At 34.3% G+C, this 15,966-nt stretch carries 15 protein-coding genes; all 15 read right to left on the reverse strand.

Features of this window, described 5'->3' with window-relative positions; genetic code table 11:
• Positions 1 to 87 precede the first annotated feature (87 nt).
• Positions 88 to 822 (reverse strand): IS21-like element helper ATPase IstB, encoded by a 735-nt coding sequence (gene istB, locus BT112_RS14420; RefSeq protein ID WP_072317555.1) that lies wholly within the window; start codon positions 820 to 822, stop codon positions 88 to 90.
• A gap of 11 nt (positions 823 to 833) precedes the next feature.
• A complete protein-coding gene (gene istA, locus BT112_RS14425; RefSeq protein WP_083564896.1) occupies positions 834 to 2,381 on the reverse strand; it encodes an IS21 family transposase in 1,548 nt (515 codons plus the stop codon).
• A gap of 73 nt (positions 2,382 to 2,454) precedes the next feature.
• Positions 2,455 to 3,069 carry an REP-associated tyrosine transposase gene (locus tag BT112_RS14430; RefSeq protein WP_072318097.1) on the reverse strand — a complete coding sequence of 205 codons (615 nt, stop codon included), beginning with the start codon at positions 3,067 to 3,069 and terminating at the stop codon, positions 2,455 to 2,457.
• A gap of 436 nt (positions 3,070 to 3,505) precedes the next feature.
• Positions 3,506 to 3,838, reverse strand: a complete 333-nt coding sequence (locus tag BT112_RS14440) for a hypothetical protein (RefSeq protein ID WP_139276217.1) — start codon at positions 3,836 to 3,838, stop codon at positions 3,506 to 3,508.
• Positions 3,839 to 4,012: 174 nt separating this feature from the next.
• On the reverse strand, positions 4,013 to 4,357 hold the full coding sequence (locus tag BT112_RS14445; protein ID WP_083564941.1) for a helix-turn-helix domain-containing protein: 345 nt from the start codon (positions 4,355 to 4,357) through the stop codon (positions 4,013 to 4,015).
• A gap of 239 nt (positions 4,358 to 4,596) precedes the next feature.
• Entirely contained in the window at positions 4,597 to 5,331 is a 735-nt protein-coding gene (locus tag BT112_RS14450) for a WecB/TagA/CpsF family glycosyltransferase (RefSeq protein ID WP_245777047.1), read from the reverse strand.
• A 21-nt stretch (positions 5,332 to 5,352) separates the two neighbouring features.
• Positions 5,353 to 6,540, reverse strand: a complete 1,188-nt coding sequence (locus BT112_RS14455; RefSeq protein WP_072318101.1) for an O-antigen ligase family protein — start codon at positions 6,538 to 6,540, stop codon at positions 5,353 to 5,355.
• Positions 6,533 to 7,441, reverse strand: a complete 909-nt coding sequence (locus tag BT112_RS14460; RefSeq protein ID WP_072318102.1) for a hypothetical protein — start codon at positions 7,439 to 7,441, stop codon at positions 6,533 to 6,535. Before BT112_RS14460 ends, BT112_RS14455 begins: the two co-directional genes overlap by 8 nt.
• Positions 7,442 to 7,450: 9 nt before the next feature.
• The gene (locus BT112_RS14465) at positions 7,451 to 8,497 is read right to left on the reverse strand and encodes a glycosyltransferase family 4 protein (protein ID WP_072318103.1); all 1,047 of its coding nucleotides are present in this window, start codon (positions 8,495 to 8,497) and stop codon (positions 7,451 to 7,453) included.
• The gene (locus BT112_RS14470) at positions 8,457 to 9,674 is read right to left on the reverse strand and encodes a hypothetical protein (RefSeq protein ID WP_072318104.1); all 1,218 of its coding nucleotides are present in this window, start codon (positions 9,672 to 9,674) and stop codon (positions 8,457 to 8,459) included. The genes BT112_RS14465 and BT112_RS14470 overlap by 41 nt, the downstream gene beginning before the upstream one ends.
• 13 nt (positions 9,675 to 9,687) lie before the next feature.
• Positions 9,688 to 10,695, reverse strand: a complete 1,008-nt coding sequence (locus BT112_RS14475) for a glycosyltransferase family protein (RefSeq protein WP_072318105.1) — start codon at positions 10,693 to 10,695, stop codon at positions 9,688 to 9,690.
• Complete coding sequence (locus BT112_RS14480; protein ID WP_072318106.1) at positions 10,692 to 11,879, reverse strand: polysaccharide pyruvyl transferase family protein; 1,188 nt, start codon at positions 11,877 to 11,879, stop codon at positions 10,692 to 10,694. Before BT112_RS14480 ends, BT112_RS14475 begins: the two co-directional genes overlap by 4 nt.
• On the reverse strand, positions 11,876 to 13,261 hold the full coding sequence (locus BT112_RS14485; RefSeq protein ID WP_072318107.1) for a Coenzyme F420 hydrogenase/dehydrogenase, beta subunit C-terminal domain: 1,386 nt from the start codon (positions 13,259 to 13,261) through the stop codon (positions 11,876 to 11,878). Before BT112_RS14485 ends, BT112_RS14480 begins: the two co-directional genes overlap by 4 nt.
• Before the next feature lie 2 nt (positions 13,262 to 13,263).
• Positions 13,264 to 14,727, reverse strand: a complete 1,464-nt coding sequence (locus BT112_RS14490; RefSeq protein ID WP_072318108.1) for an oligosaccharide flippase family protein — start codon at positions 14,725 to 14,727, stop codon at positions 13,264 to 13,266.
• 14 nt (positions 14,728 to 14,741) lie between these two features.
• Positions 14,742 to 15,950 (reverse strand): UDP-N-acetyl-D-mannosamine dehydrogenase, encoded by a 1,209-nt coding sequence (gene wecC / locus BT112_RS14495; RefSeq protein ID WP_072318109.1) that lies wholly within the window; start codon positions 15,948 to 15,950, stop codon positions 14,742 to 14,744.
• Between the last annotated feature and the right edge of the window lie 16 nt (positions 15,951 to 15,966).

Here is a 15,966-nt window from a genome sequence, read left to right on the forward strand (position 1 = left end):
TGCATATTCCGCTGAAAACGGACAGGTGTTCCGTTTCAAAACGGACACTTTTCTCAAAAACTTTCGGTTAAATTAATTAAATTTTTTTTACTGTTCTTTTCTAAATTTTCTCATGGATTCCCCTTGCAATTCTATTCTGTAAGAACCATTAGTTAATCTATCTAATATTGCATCGGCAATAGTGGGTTCCTTAAAGCAGTCAAACCAAGCCTTTACAGGTAGTTGTGAGGTGATTATTGTGGATGAACTTCCATGGCGCTCATCCACCAGGTCCAAAAGCATATTACATTGTTTATGATCAATTTGTTTGAGCCCAAAGTCATCGATAATTAAGAGTTTTGTCTTGGCTAATTTGTCCATAAACTCAAAATAGCTGCCATCAGCCTTGGCCAGTGTCATACGATCCAGTAGCTTATTAGCGGTATAATAGATGGTTTTGAGTTCCTGGCTACAAGCTTGGAAGCCTAAAGCACAAGCAATAAACGATTTGCCGACTCCGGTGGGTCCTGTAATGATCAGGTCTTTTGATTTTTTGATCCAGTCCCCCTGCTGCAAACGCAAAAGCATGTTTTTATCCATTCCTCTGGGTTGATGAAAATTGATTTGTTCAAAAGATGCTTGTTGTTTAAATCGGGCCTGAGTGATCAGGCGTTTTAGTTTTTTATTGTACCGATTCTCGTACTCTGCTTCGATAAGATGAGCGATAAGCTCATCTAAGGAGAAGTTCTTCTCCAAGGCATTTTCGGTAAGTTCCCGGTAGGCTTGTGCAAACCCGTTTAAGCGCATGGTATGCAGCTTTTCAAAAGTGGCATTAATATTCATATCTATTGGTTTTAATTAAAATGTTCTTTTCCTCTGATGTTGGTGTGTACTGGTAACTGGAATAAGTCTAAAGGTTCTTCTTCCAGATCAAAGGTTTTGTTGTTCAGGGTGTTTTTGATAAACTTATACTGCAAGCAGTTCAGTTCAAGTGCCTTTTTGCAGGTTTTTATATAGTTGGACTTGGGGTGTTTTTTGGCCAGATTCAACAGTCCCATACAGCTTCGGTAAGCCTGTTCGGGATGATCGCGACTGTCCAGGACCTTAGTGATGAGTTGTTCTACTTCAGGGCCAATGGATCGGCCCCAGCGGATAAAACGATCCGGGGTCCATGCGGCCTGGAAGTGATGATGGGCCGGGCGATGTTTACTCTTTGTGGTATATTTATAGGGGGTGTGGTCGCGCCGGTGCAGCGCAATCCTTTGGTGATCAAAATAAGCCTCCAGGTAACGGTCGGTATAGATGACCCTGAGCTGTTTTCCCGTATACTGAAAAGGGACACTATAATAATGTTTGTCTTCTTTTAAATAAATATGATGATTGTATTGCACCTTGAGTTTGCAAAAGTGTTTTAATTCATACCATGTAGTGGGCAGCGGCTTTAACTCTTTTTTCTCCACCTGGTCAAAGAGCATTTGCCGGCTAAAGGGTTTGTTTTGAAAAGACTTTTGATTGTGTTTATCCAACTGATCCCAAAGGGCTTCATTGAGTTCTTCTATAGAATAAAAGACCTGATTGCGCAAAGGGGCATAGATACGCTGATAGGCAATGCGCACAAAGTTCTCCGCTAAGGCCTTGTCTTTTGGGTGTAAAGCTCTGGCCGGTAAAATAACGGTTCCGTAATGCGCGGCAAAATCCTGATAGGTCTGATTGATTTCAGGTTCGTATTTATGGGATTTACTCACCGCAGCACGTAAACAATCCGGGACAATGGCTGCCGGAGCACCTTTATAAAAACGAAGGGCATTTTGATTTACGGCCACCCAATCGGCTTTCTTTTGCGAGGGGACTGCTTCAATATAACACAACTGGCTACAGCCAAGAACACTGACAAAAATTTCACAAGCTTTTCGTTTACCAGTGGTCCGATCCGTGATATAAAGTTTCTGTCCTGCAAAATCCACAAAGAGCTTATCGCCAGCCTTATGCTCCATATGCATACTGACTTTGCTCTCTTTACGCCAATGATAATAATGATGGCAAAATTGGCTGTATTCATAGCCTTCTTTATGGATCTGCCGGTATTCTTCCCAAAGCAGTTGCAGGGTTACCCCTACCTTTTTAAGCTCCTTTTCAAAATAAGGGAAAAGCTTTTCTAAAACAATGTATCGGGGATTTTGGGTTTGCTTCCTGATATTGAGTAAGTGGATGAGCTCACTGTCACTCATCCCGGAGATTCCCCTAATGGGAAGACCACTGCTTTTAAAACCCGCAATATACTGGCTGGCTGCGGTTTTACCGATGCCTACAATTTTAGCCGCCTTTCGGCCACTAAGCCCTTGCTCAAAATATAAACGTAATAGTTCGCGTACTTCTCTCATACCTATCGGAATGTTGGCCATTATCCTTCGTTTTATAAGTTAATGGCTCCAAGATGAGAAAAGTGTCCGTTTTGCTCCGGAATGGCTGTCCGCTTTAAAACGGAATCACTGTCCGTTTTGAAACGGAACGGGTGTCCGTATTAATCCGGAATGACTGTCCGCTTTCCAGCGGAATGGGTGTCCGTTTTAAGCGGAATATGCAGATATAATTACCAGCACTGGAATACAAATAGTCCCCCGCACGCTCCACAATACCTGTTCTTACAGGATTTAAATGGAGATAGTCTAACTTAGACCACAGAAATTTTTCGCTATAAACCTCTTCGGAATGGTTACCGTATTGCCAGAATTGGTATGTTTTATTCCTGGAATGCGTACTGGCTGCCCTGGCAAATCGTTCCAGCATCCATTCCCTCCTGCTTTCCGGTACGGTTTGTATTTTTTCCAGAATGGTCTTGGCAGTAAACTTCTTAAAATCTCGTAACAAACCCGATAAGTCCCCGGCTTCCGACTGTACCACCATATGCAGGTGGTTGCTCATAAGCACATACCCATATAGTAGCATCCCTTTATTAACCATACAAAACCGTAAGCTGTCCAATATACAGTCTTTATAAACTTTCCTTGTAAATACATCTATCCAATCCACCACGGTCAGGGTAATAAAGTGTGGTTTGGAAGCGTCACGTATGCTATATCCTTCTGGCATGGCTTTGTTCCTTTTAGAAGCAAGTTACAAAAAACGTGATTTAAGCCTGTAAATATCGTTTTTGGAAGCCCCTCAGAGAGGAGCACGACGTATTGGCCGTCATCGATGTGCAGTGAACTGCGAAGTCGAAGACATTCGCAGAGCCTACAACACTTCGTTGAGCGGGAGTAATATACCGACTGCCAACTGAGTACTTTACTGTCAAAAAGGGCTTTTACAGGCAATTGATACCACTGAACACCCGTTTTGAGTTTGTAAAGGATGGCATTAACGATCTCAACCAATGGAACCGTCGGAGCAAATCCTCGATTCGTCTTTGGTATGTAAGGGACTATTTCCAATGCTATTGTATCTTTGTCAAGTACAGAGTACATAAAGGGTTGGTTTTGATAATTGTATGTTTCGCAACACAAATATCTGCAACCCTTTTTTATTTTTAAAAAAAGTTTAAATCACTTCTATATCTAAAGTTATCATAAAATCTCAAAATAGGAATAGGTCTATTTTTATAATATTCATCATCTGATACTAATTTATCATACATCCTTTCATTGGATGAGAAATTATCTTCTCCCATATAGGTTCTATAAAGCCTATAAATTCCCACTGTATTAATTCTACTATTTTCATTATTATTTCCAGAAGAGATTAAACTAAATTTAGGTTTTTTAGGCCAAAACCCTCCTTCGCTTGTGTGAATCCAAGTTTTACATGAAAAAATAGAACCCAAAATAAACATTAATACTAATAATACTCTATTTTTTACCATAGCGAATAAGAGTTAGGTGATTGATATTGAAAATATGGCTTCCAATTCCAGGATTGATTTCTGAACCCCGCTCTGCGAAGTTTACAACTTCGCAGCCCAAACCTTCAATAAAAAGAAAAAAACGAAAAACGCCTCTCTGTGGCGTATCCCTGTTTCTCACAAGTCTTACTTCATTTATTGCTGCAAAGACGTGGTCAATGAAGAATACTCCCTGTAATGGTGCAAAAAGGTAAAACCGGGATGATTCCGGGCCTTGTTGACCCCTTCAAAATAAAGCATTAACGCATTATAGCGATCGTTCTCTATGGTCGTATAGGCTGGAAACTGGGCTCGTAAAGCACCCTGGTCAAAAGACAATAATGCTTCCAGGGTATATTTACTGGCCTTGAAGAGTTTTATATAATGATTGACTGTATTGCGGGAGAGCCCTAAAGTGGTTCCTATGTTGCGATTGCTAAAACCGTCTAAGTGTAATCGGATGATTTGCTTTAAGTCCATTGGATCAAGTGTGTCGGCCATGCTGCTTTTTAACAGCAAGGTATTTATACTTGATCTTTCCCAGTGGCACCATTCAAACCGAAAGAAATGGCACAAATCAAAACGTTAATCCCTAACACCGGTATAAAGTGGCATCATTTGAACCGTTACACTGGCACAAAACGAACCGTTACCGCCATTACGTAGTGGCACAATTTAAACCGAAACCCCTGGCATTAACCAGCCATTTTTACTGGCACAAATTGTTCCGAGATATCCAGTCATGAAGAGAATTGTGAAGAAGAGAACTTTTCCTTCAATACCAAAAGAATAAATTTCGTATTACCAATCAAATATCTTTTCCACATCCTTCCGGGTTCCTGGAGAAAACGATAAAACCATTCCAGGCCGGCTTTTTGCATCCATATAGGGGCACGTTTTACTTTTCCGGCCACTACATCAAAGCTACCGCCAACTCCCATAATAAAGTTTACACCGGATAGTAGCTTCCTGTTTTGATATAAAAAATTTTCCTTAGTAGGCGAACTAATGGCCACAAACAGCATGTGAGCACCACTATCCGAAATCTGCCGGGCTATATCCTTCTCTTCTTCTTTTTTGAAATATCCGTTGCGATAACCTGCAATAATATCAGGAGAGTATTGCTCCTTGTACTTTTCAACAACTTTCATGACCACTTCTTCTTTTGCCCCGAAAAAGAATATTTTATATCCTTTTTCATATGCCATCCCCACCAAATTAGTCATGAGGTCGATTCCCGCCACCCGTTCTTTCAGGGGCTTTCTCAAAAACTTAGAGGCCCATACTACAGCCTGGCCGTCTGCATTGATCAGGTCACTTTCATTGACACTTTTGCGTAGTTCCAGGTCTTTTTGCATGGCAACGATTTTCCCTGCGTTGACTACAACGTGGTGGAGTTGTTGTTGCTTTGTAATGGTGTTTTCTATCTCTCGCAGGGTTTCCTGCATGGAAAGATTATCTATTAAAACATTCAAAAGTTTAATTTTATGACTCATTTATTTAATCTCATCTTTTGAAGTAGACAGAAAAATTGTGACTAAAAGCGGGAACAAAACCTCCCCACTATGGCGTTTCAGGAGTGATTCGGACATCATGAATAATAAAAATACAACTAAAATCAACATGTAAGTCAGCTCTCTGCCTAATAGCATTGACCTAAAAGAATAAAAAAAGATATACGAAAGTGCAGTTAAGCCGATAAGTCCAAAATACAAAAGCTGTTCTAAAAACTGATTATGAGCATTATACTCATTTTTAGCAGCAATCTCATAACCTGCCTTTTTATATTCCTCCACCAACCCTTTATGCCCATCTCCTGTACCTTTCCCTAAAAAAATATTTCCCTCTAGATATGACTTTCCAACCGCCTCCCATAAAATTACTCTTTCATTAATATTAGACGCTTTTTCATGACGGATTCTAGTTTGTAAATTGGGGGAAAAAAAAACTAATGGAAGACAAGAAATGAAAAAAAAGCCAAAAAACACATGCTTTTTCTTCATCGACTTATAAGACCAAACAAATCCGAGGATTAGTACAACCCATAAACTAATAAAACTAATTTTTGCACTAATCATGTATAATATGAACAACATATATATAATTGCACATAAATTCAACCAATCTTTTAACTTTAATCGAGATGATAATTTTAATTTATTGGTCACATGAATTATGGACACACATGTAAAGAGTGAAAAATACGTCGTATGGATACCTAATACCTTTGCAAAATCCAAGTAATAGAAATAATCTCCTAAACCATTATACATCAACCAAAACGCCTTTAACAAACCTATTAAAGATGCTATAATTGTAGCAATGGAAAAATAATCCAATAGAAAACCAACCTTTTCTTTAGTAATCCCTTTTACTGAAAAAAAAATTAAAGGGAAAATTAAAAAAGGTATAAATAAATCGGAAAGCACTCCATGAAAAGAATCGGTATAAAATAACCCGAGAAGAGAAATCCAAAAAAGACTTGAAACAATCAAAAAAGATCTCTTATTCTCTTTTAAATATTTTCTCTTACTGGACAAAGAATTATAAAATAACCAGTAAATACACAGAACAATTATACTTTGGGTATTTAAACTATATTTAGGAAATGGTATAGTAATAAAAACTATAGACAACAACCCATAAAATATCTTTTCTTTTAAAATTGCTCTACTGTTACTCAATGCTTTTTAATATTTCTTTTATGTATACTCTGTACCCCTCCTTAGATAAATCATATGTATTATCCTCTCGTATCTCACTTCCTCCGACTAAATTCTCTAAATCAATTAAAATTATTTTTTCATTTTCATTCCATTGCTTCATAAATTGATTTTTCTTTAAAATCATCGGGTTCAATTTACAATTAATCTGTGGCCATGTATTGATAATTACCTTTCCATTCCTAAGCAATAATTTATTTATCAATTTTTCATATTTATAAAAATCCTTTTTCTCACTCAACTTTCCTAGAAACACTATATAAAACGAGACATTTGGTGTATGAAAGTAATCTTTTTTATAATCAACCGGATCATAAAAATATCCATAAATATCTTGTTTAGACCCAATGAAGTTTACTTCCCTATTTTTCATTTTAATGCTACGTCTAAGAGATCTATACCTACCCCATTTATTATCCGTATTACCTATAAAACAAACATTTATTCCTTCATTATTTCGCTTGTAATTTAGTTTTATCTCATTAACTTCTGCTTTCTTTATATTCTTATTTTCAGGTATTTTAGTAAGCCATATCCCTCCTTTTAAAAATAATACTGAATCCCTTACTATTTTATATTCATGTCTAAAATAATACTTCTTACCTTCAGAGGTTATCAATTCTATGGTATTGCTATTCTCTACATGACTTAAATCATCTTTATCATATTCGATTCCTACTGAATTATGCGTAACAAAATATATTCGTTTGACTCCATAACGATTAATCAACTCTTTTTTTTCCCAATCAAAATCCATTTGGGGAAACTCTCTATATCCCTTTACTTTAAAATCTATAAGTATATATATAGCTATTAAGCTAAAAATAAATACATAAAACCTAATGGAGGGAAAACACTTCACTGCCAGTCCTTATTTTAAATAGCACTCTAATAATTTATTAAAAACATTGTCAGTATTAAACTCTTCAAAGCTATTCCACGCATTTAAAGAATAATTTTCATAATTTTTTTCATCCAATAATTTTATTTTATCGAGTAACTCGTCTGAATCCTTCGGTTTTATCAAAAAGCCATTATAATTATGGATTATTATTTCATCTATTGCCTTCCATTTAGTAGTAATCACCGGCATTCCGATGGACAAGGATTCAATAATAATTCCAGGATACCCTTCTCCTTCAAAAAATGTAGGCAGTAGGAGAACATCGTATTTCTTAAGTATTTCAATTACCCTATTTGCCGGTACCACACCTTTGTATTTACAATTTCTTTTATTCAGCTCTTCCTCTGCATAATCTCCTTTACCAATAGGGCCATAAATATCTACACTATAGGAAGCATCTAGATTCTCAAATGCTTTCAAAATAGTTCCAATTCCCTTTTCCTTAATAACCCGAGAAATAAACACAAATTTTTTGCTATACTTTTTTTTTCGGTTTTCCGTAAAAACAGTTTCTCTAGAATTTGGCAACCATAAGAGACTAGTAGTCTTCTGAAAATTGAACTTCTTAACAAGATTTTTGGTTTCAAAAAGCACATAATCACTTCTAAAAATTGTATTATTTATGAATGATTTGAGTACAGACGGTAAAGAATTGTATTGATTATCAAAATTTCCTCCAAAAAAATGAACTACTATTTTCTTGTTATTGAACCTAGCTATCCAAACCAACAAAGGAGATAGGCTGATATTCATATCCGGTGTCGAATGTATACTAATAACATCAAATTTCCTAAAAAGGACAGGAGCTTTAATTAACAGAATAATAAAATCTAAAATTTGAAATTTTGGTCTCCAGTTTTTTCTAAATTGGTAATGCTCAATACACAGACTGTTTTTTTTTATCAAATAATTTAATATTCTTTCAGATAGTACTGTGGCCCCTCCTATAGATCGCTTGTCCGGTACGGGAATATTAGCAAGAAATAGTACTCTTAATTTTCGATGATTTTCCATAATATATTATAGGATATATTAATAACATGGATATCGATAAATACACCAAATTATTAAGAGAATATGTAAATAACGCATCCAGGAATAAAGCAATATAAACAATGAGGATAATCTTCAAGTATTTTACATTCAATTGTTTCAATTTAAAAAGAGGAACAAAAAAAATTAAAAGATATAATGTTGCACCAATAAAACCAAGTTCAACAAATAAATGGGGGTAATACGTATCTGTTGTTTGTAAATTAGGTAGGCCAAACCAATTAAAGTTAACCTCTTCATAAAAAGGAGAATTATATTTTGTTGACGCCGGACCTCCAAAAGCTCCTAAACCCTCACCAAATAAAAATCCGGTTTCTCTAAACATTATTCTATAAGATTCTGATCTAGCCGAAGTTCCTTCCAATATATAAGCTCGTAACCTAACGATTGCATTGTCAACAAAAAATACAACTTTTAATGGGAAAGCTATAGTTACTATGAGAAAGGTAAACAAGGAAGTTACAAAAATTTTCAATTTATTCTTGGCCAAGAAAAATAAGAGTACAAAAAAAGTGACAATCCCCTTAAAAGACAAACTTAAAAACAAAAAAACAACAGTACTAATTAGAAGTATTTTTTTGAATTTACCTTCATAAAGAAAACTAATTAAAAAATACATTATTATATTGAAGAATCCAAAAACACTAAAAAAACCCATCAATCCTGTAGCTCTCAGAATGCCAGACACGGCAGGAATATTCACCCGTCCAGTAGGAGAGTATATATAAAACCATTGGTCTATCCCTTGCCACCACAACAAATAGTTAATAATCTGCGCAATATAATTTAGTATCAAAAAAAACAGTAGAAATTTAAATATTACCTCAAACTGCTTTCTTAAAGTATAACCATAAAATAAAACTACTATAGGAAATAAATATCTAAATAATTCTTCACAAGCAGCACGATAACTAAAAGAAGCAAAAAAATGAACTATTAAAAAAGGTACTACTAAAAAAGAAAAAAAAACAAGTTTCTTGTCCAATTTTCCATAAACTATCGCAATTATGACCATAAGTATAACTGATACCAACTTTAAAACAAGACCGGCGACAGGATATACAAACCTAAAATATTCCGATACAAAAATTAATAAAATTGGAAATATTACAACTGTATTCTTTATGGATATTTTCAAGACCGAGAAACTATTAATTCAATAGATTTTTTGTTATTAGCACATTCCGAATATCACTAATATATTTTTCCCTATCATAAAAGTTAGTAAAAACCTCAGAATATTCTTTATGCATATTAGCATAATCGAAATTTACCTCATTTTCAAACAATAAAATTTGCTCTAATGCATTTTGCAAATTAAAATTATCGGATAATTCAATTTTATATTTGACATTATCAAGATATATTTTAAAAGCATCTATTACTCCAGAGTAAATAGGCACGACTCCCGACGCCATATAGGTATTAAGTTTATTTGGGGTAGAAACTCTGTTTATCGTAATATCTTCCCTTATAAGAAAGCCATATTTAAATTTTAATAAATAATCAGGAAGTTCTTTTAACGAAACATAATTCACCTTTACATTATCTAAGCCATATTTAGCTAATAATTCTTGTGCTTTAGTTTTTTCTTTAGTAAGTATTTCTAAAGAAGCATTTGGAATTTCCCCATTGATCTCTTTAAATAATTTCAACGTTTCTTCAATACATTGCCACTTCGATAATGAACCAATATAAACAAAAGAAATCTCATCTCTCTTCTTATGAGTAAAATCACCGATCTCTGCATTAAAGCAAGGCATTATGTAGTAATTTGCACCGTTATAATTATATTTTTGCCGGTAGTGCTCAAGCATAGCACAGGAGACAAAAAAATTGTACTTACAGGTTTTTAAGGCAAACCATTCCATTAAAGTATAAACATAATATCTCATCTTACTCTTTTGCCACATCAAGGATTCTTCCGGAAGTATTCCCTGATACCAGTTAACAATAATTGCTCTTGGGTTAAATATCCTTGCGAAAAAATAATCTTTCACAAAATAAGTAACTATCATATCGGCATTTTTTAACTTCCTAATATTATCCGTAATATTCAACTTCTTTTCGCCAGTCAATGCTTCATTAATTATTTTTAAATATACAATGACCGCATCACTAATAGTTTCAAACTTTGTTAAATAGAAAATAACCTTCAATTGTTAAGATGTTTTTTTATTTGAGTTAAATAATTGTCATTATTTTTCAATTCTTCTATTTTAGAATGAAAATTAGATCTATTTATTCTGATAATTTCAAGTATTTTATTTATTACAACTTCAGAATTATTAAACTGCTCTAGGTCAATAACAAATTCATCACTTCCATATATTAAGTTAGCCATCCCTAAAGATTTCTTACTATAGGATAAAAATATGGCGGGCACAAAAGAAGTAACTGCATTTACGGCACAATGCATTCTTGCAGCAAGAATCAAATCACATTTAACAATCTCTTCCTTAATTCCTATAAACCCCGGGTCGTTTTCCACAATCTGTATTTTTTCAGGAAAATCCTCAGAGACTTTACTTTTTATTTCCAACAGATATCCATAATCATCATCTTTAATATTTTTGGATAAGACATGTGGCAATAGAATTACAGAACAATTTAACTTTTTAATTATATCTTTGATCGTTTGAGTTTGACTATCAATAGCTTTTTTTACATCATCTGTATAATAAAGAGTGGATAAAGGACTCAAATTGATCCCAATAGTAAAGATATCTGTTGTATCATCAGATAGTTGTTTCACTTTATTTGGAGCCACACTAAATGCAGGATCGGGACAAAAAATTGTATTTTTGTCAATCCCTATCTGATTCAAGTATCTCACAGTTTCTAGTTCCCTACAAACAATAAGAGAAATATTATTTAAGTGTTTTTGAAACTTTTTTAAAATTTTTGGGTGTCTATCAAAAGGCCCAATAGAACATCCCCAAAGAATATACTTTTTACCTTTTTTAACCGCTATATCACCAAATTTCATTAATGAGTAAGGGTAATAACCTTCTGAGCTAATTGTATACATATCTCCGCCAATAGAAACAATAACATCATAATTGTCTATTAGATCAAAAGAATCTATATACACCGGATAATCCACATTGACAAAAGATAATAACTTTCGAATACCACGCTTAATAATACTATTGTGGAAAGGACGTTCTATTATTTCTATATCACATCCTTTTAACCGCTTACTATCCTCTTCTACATTAAAAGATGCATAAAAAAAAGTTGCCTCCGGAAAAACAGTTTTCAAATTATTAACCGTCCCTCGTACAATAGCTTCACACCCATAGTTATATACACCCCAAATTCCGTATAATAAAACTTTCATGATCTTATCTTCAATTTTCTAAGCCAATATTTTTTTCTAAATAAATGTTCTATTCTTGTATAAAGCAATAACTTCTTCTTTGTCCCGTAAATCTTTTTCTCAAAACCCATTCCCCCATTATTTCTCTCTTCAAGCCAATACTGAGTACTCTCATTCTGAATTTTCTGTCTTAAGCCAAAAATTCGGGATTTTAAAGGATTCTCGAAAAAAACTCTTTTAGTCCTTTTTGGGGGAACAATATGCGCCTTTTCCGAAGCCCATTTTAAGCGATAGGATAACCCTATTCTCCTATGATTATAATTGCCTTCCTGAGATTTAAAAACTTGTTTTGAAGAAATTTGTTTACAGGATAATTCTCCTATATCAATCCCTTTCTCTATTAAATTATTTGAAAAAACTGTTCTTGTTATGATAATACTATGTCCTCTTCCATCTTTACTGAACGGGGGAATCCATGCATCTCCCAATGAAATATCAGCTAATTCTCCCGATAAATCCTCACAAAAGTCGCAAGCATTTGGCTTAAAATACCCTGTTCCCCACATATCCCCAACCTCTTTCATCGGTATTGAACGTGGTTTTTGTTCTCCTTTTTTAATACAAGAAAAAGAATAATCTGATGCACTTGATTTGATGTCTTTAACACGATATTTGGGTGTAGTAATTTCACCATGTTTCACATTCACTTTGGAAGCCAAATATTCAGTAAAAAAAGAACTTTTTAATCCTCCACAAAAAATACTGATCGTAAACTTAATACAACCCCATCTTTTCGGGTTATTAATTTGAGCTAACCTTATCGCTTTAATGGTACATGGCAACCCAATTATCGCATACTTCCCTCCTTTTAGTTCTGTCAATTTTAAAACTTCACTGACCTCTATTGGATAATATTTTGTTTTAGTTGTTAAATCTAATTCGCCTATATCTTCAATTATAGTATATTTAAAAAACCTCTCTTCATCTGAATTATCACCGATAGTTGCAATTACGTAATCTACTATTTTATTTTTTAATAATTCTCTAAGCAACCATGTAGCTACTCCTCCAGATGATGCTTCCTCTCTAAATGCTGAAGCATAGCCAGCATATAATGAATAATATCTGCCGAATGCCTTAGATAAATTATAAGAACTATCCTGTATCCCTATTTTAACTGATATGTCTTCTTCAATCTTTAATTCCTCATCAGGAAAAGGATTAAAAGGACAAACTTTTAAACAGTTTCCTGTTTCATCGCAATGATCTTGTATCATAAAAGGTTCATAAGTCCCTTTTTCTCCTAATCTTACTTTTAAGCTTTCTGAAGGACAGACCGCAACACACATTCCACAGCCCACACATAAATCATTAGCTACTACGCTGGAAATTACATTCTTCATTTTTAATCCTTTAATAATAAATTGTAAAAAAGTCCAACAAAAGTGATAAATAAGATTACAAGAGCAAATATTCTAAAGATAACATTTTCAAAACTATAGTTATAAAAAACAATAAAGGTCCCTGAAAAAATTATCCAAATTAGTATTGCCCACCTGGACGTAATCAGTGTCAAAGGAATAATTTTCTTCTTTATATAGATTGGAATTATTAAGATCGTATTTATTACGTATGCAATAAAATAAGAATAAGCCAGAGTTTCTGCATTTTTATTTTTTACAAAATAAAAAAATAACACTAATAAAGTTCCCCAAACTAAATTGCTGAAGAAACTAAACCACATTAAACTATTCACAATCATGATCCGCGCAATTCCTTGTTTATAAAGGATAATTGTAGTAGTAAGCATAATTAAAAATAATGTTTTCCGATAATTATCGTCTCCCGTATATTCCTCTCCCAGAAAAACATTAAATATAGATGGAAAAAAAAGTATGGGAAGAACCATACACGTTCCTATTGCCCAAGGAATTATTAGATTCAATTTTTCAATTCTTTTGTCCTTTTTTTCTTTCACCATAATTGTTATTAATGGTGCATCCAGCGTTGCAGTAATCATTAGTATCATGTTTTGAAAAAGTATTATTGCTGCATAAAGTCCTAACTCTTTGTATCCGCTTGGTTGGTTTACCATAATAGTGTCCACACCCCATTTAAATGGAATAACCATTACTCCGGTTAAAATCGCTGGCAAAGTAAACTTCTTGAGAATCTTAACTTCATCTTCAAGTTTAAACGCAAACTTCAGTCCATACTTTATCATATTTCTTTTTAGAAAGGTTCCTCCTAAAAGCACTAAAATAAAAGTGCTAAAAGTAAACCCCGCAAAAGTTCCTTCAACTCCGTATCTTATAGTACCTATGTATAATGAGGCAAACAAACAGATACCATACAGGAAACCTATCAATAGAAGCCCTTTAAAATCTTTAAAGCCTTTTAAACAACCTGATATAAGACTATCAACCACACTTAAAAATAAAAGAAAAGAGCTGATTTTTAAAGTATCAGCTAATTCAGCAGAGTTTAAAATATTTTTTGAAATGTATGGCGCTCCAAAAAAAAGTAAAAAACTTAAAATCAACCCAATAAAACAAGAAAAAACAGCTGACCATGTAATGATGCGACTAACCTTATCTTTATCTTTAGTTATTAATTCAGGAATATACTTAGTTGTCGTTAAAGCTATACCTGACCCTGCAAAAATCATGAATAAATTAATAGTAGACCTTATAACTCCAACCTGACCATTTCCTTCCTTACCTAATATTTTTGCCACCATTAACCACGCTACAAAAATTAATCCTTTTGAAATAACAGATGCCAAAAGTGACCAAAAAGAATTTATAGAAAGTTCTTTAAGATCACTGGAGTTGTTTATCTTTCTTAATAGCAGTTTTATTTTTCCCAAACAAGTTCTTTTTTCTAATAGACCCCACAAAAATCCAACACAACCTTATCCTCAGTAATCTTCAAATCTTTGAATTCATTATGACCTACCAAAAACACTAAAATATCCGCCTTTTTCACCGCATCCTTATAGTCAGTCAGCTTAAAGACCTTATGTTCTGAAATATTAGGCTCCACTATATAATACTCTTCATTATTGGCATTCTGTAAAACCTTTTGTACTATATATTTCGCTGGGGATTCCCGTAAATCATCAATATTAGGCTTAAAGGCCAATCCCATTAAAGCTATACTTGGTTTACGCCCATGTCTCAGTTCAAATTCCAGTTTTGCCGTTTGTATCTTCTCGGCACACCAGAAGGCTTTATAATTATTAATTTCCCTGGCTTTACCTATTAATTGCGATTCCATGGGATAATCAGATACGATAAAATAAGGATCAACAGCAATGCAATGCCCGCCAACTCCACAACCCGGTTTAAGAATGTTCACCCTCGGGTGCCTATTGGCAAGTGAAATTAATTCCCACACGTTTACTCCCGCTTTATCACATATAATGGATAGCTCATTAGCAAAAGCAATCTGGACATCCCTTGAGGAGTTTTCCACCAACTTACACATTTCGGCCGTACGTGCATTTGTTCTATGCAGATCTCCTTTTACAAACCTACTATAAAAAGCTGCCGCTTTTTCTGTGGATTTTTGATCTATTCCTCCTATTACCCTATCATTATGAACCAGTTCATACATTACATTTCCCGGCAAAACACGCTCCGGACAATAGGCTATATTAATCTTATCTTTAAGCTCCGGTCGCTCACTATAGATTAATTCCTGCATTTTCTCGGTTGTGCCCACGGGAGAAGTAGACTCAATGATATACAGATCGCCTTCCTTAAGTAATGGTATGACAGCTTTGGTGGCAGATTCCACAAAAGAAATATCAGGTTCATTTTTACCTTTAAAAGGTGTGGGAACAACAATCAGGTAAATATCTGCTTCAACAGGGGTAAGCGCGGCCTTCAAGTACCCGTTTTTTACCGATTCAGCTACTGCCTTATCCAGTTCCGGTTCTATAATGTGTATTTTCCCTTCATGAATCGTCTCCACAACAGAGGGATTTATATCCACGCCATGTACAAACACCTCTTTTTGTGCTATAAGTGCAGCGGTAGGGAGGCCTATATATCCCAAACCAACCATGACCACCTCGGGTTTCTTCATTGCTTTTTTCTTATAA

The sequence above is a fragment of the Sinomicrobium oceani genome, from assembly GCF_900119185.1.
Taxonomy (GTDB): domain Bacteria; phylum Bacteroidota; class Bacteroidia; order Flavobacteriales; family Flavobacteriaceae; genus Sinomicrobium; species Sinomicrobium oceani.

What these genes read in the sequence shown, in the direction of transcription:
- istB (WP_072317555.1), bottom strand. Translation starts at nt 822, where the DNA reads ATGAATATTAATGCCACTTTTGAAAAGCTGCATACCATGCGCTTAAAC.
- istA (WP_083564896.1), bottom strand. Translation starts at nt 2,381, where the DNA reads ATGGCCAACATTCCGATAGGTATGAGAGAAGTACGCGAACTATTACGT.
- BT112_RS14430 (WP_072318097.1), bottom strand. Translation starts at nt 3,069, where the DNA reads ATGCCAGAAGGATATAGCATACGTGACGCTTCCAAACCACACTTTATT.
- BT112_RS14440 (WP_139276217.1), bottom strand. Translation starts at nt 3,838, where the DNA reads ATGGTAAAAAATAGAGTATTATTAGTATTAATGTTTATTTTGGGTTCT.
- BT112_RS14445 (WP_083564941.1), bottom strand. Translation starts at nt 4,357, where the DNA reads ATGGCCGACACACTTGATCCAATGGACTTAAAGCAAATCATCCGATTA.
- BT112_RS14465 (WP_072318103.1), bottom strand. Translation starts at nt 8,497, where the DNA reads ATGGAAAATCATCGAAAATTAAGAGTACTATTTCTTGCTAATATTCCC.
- BT112_RS14480 (WP_072318106.1), bottom strand. Translation starts at nt 11,879, where the DNA reads ATGAAAGTTTTATTATACGGAATTTGGGGTGTATATAACTATGGGTGT.
- BT112_RS14485 (WP_072318107.1), bottom strand. Translation starts at nt 13,261, where the DNA reads ATGAAGAATGTAATTTCCAGCGTAGTAGCTAATGATTTATGTGTGGGC.
- wecC (WP_072318109.1), bottom strand. Translation starts at nt 15,950, where the DNA reads ATGAAGAAACCCGAGGTGGTCATGGTTGGTTTGGGATATATAGGCCTC.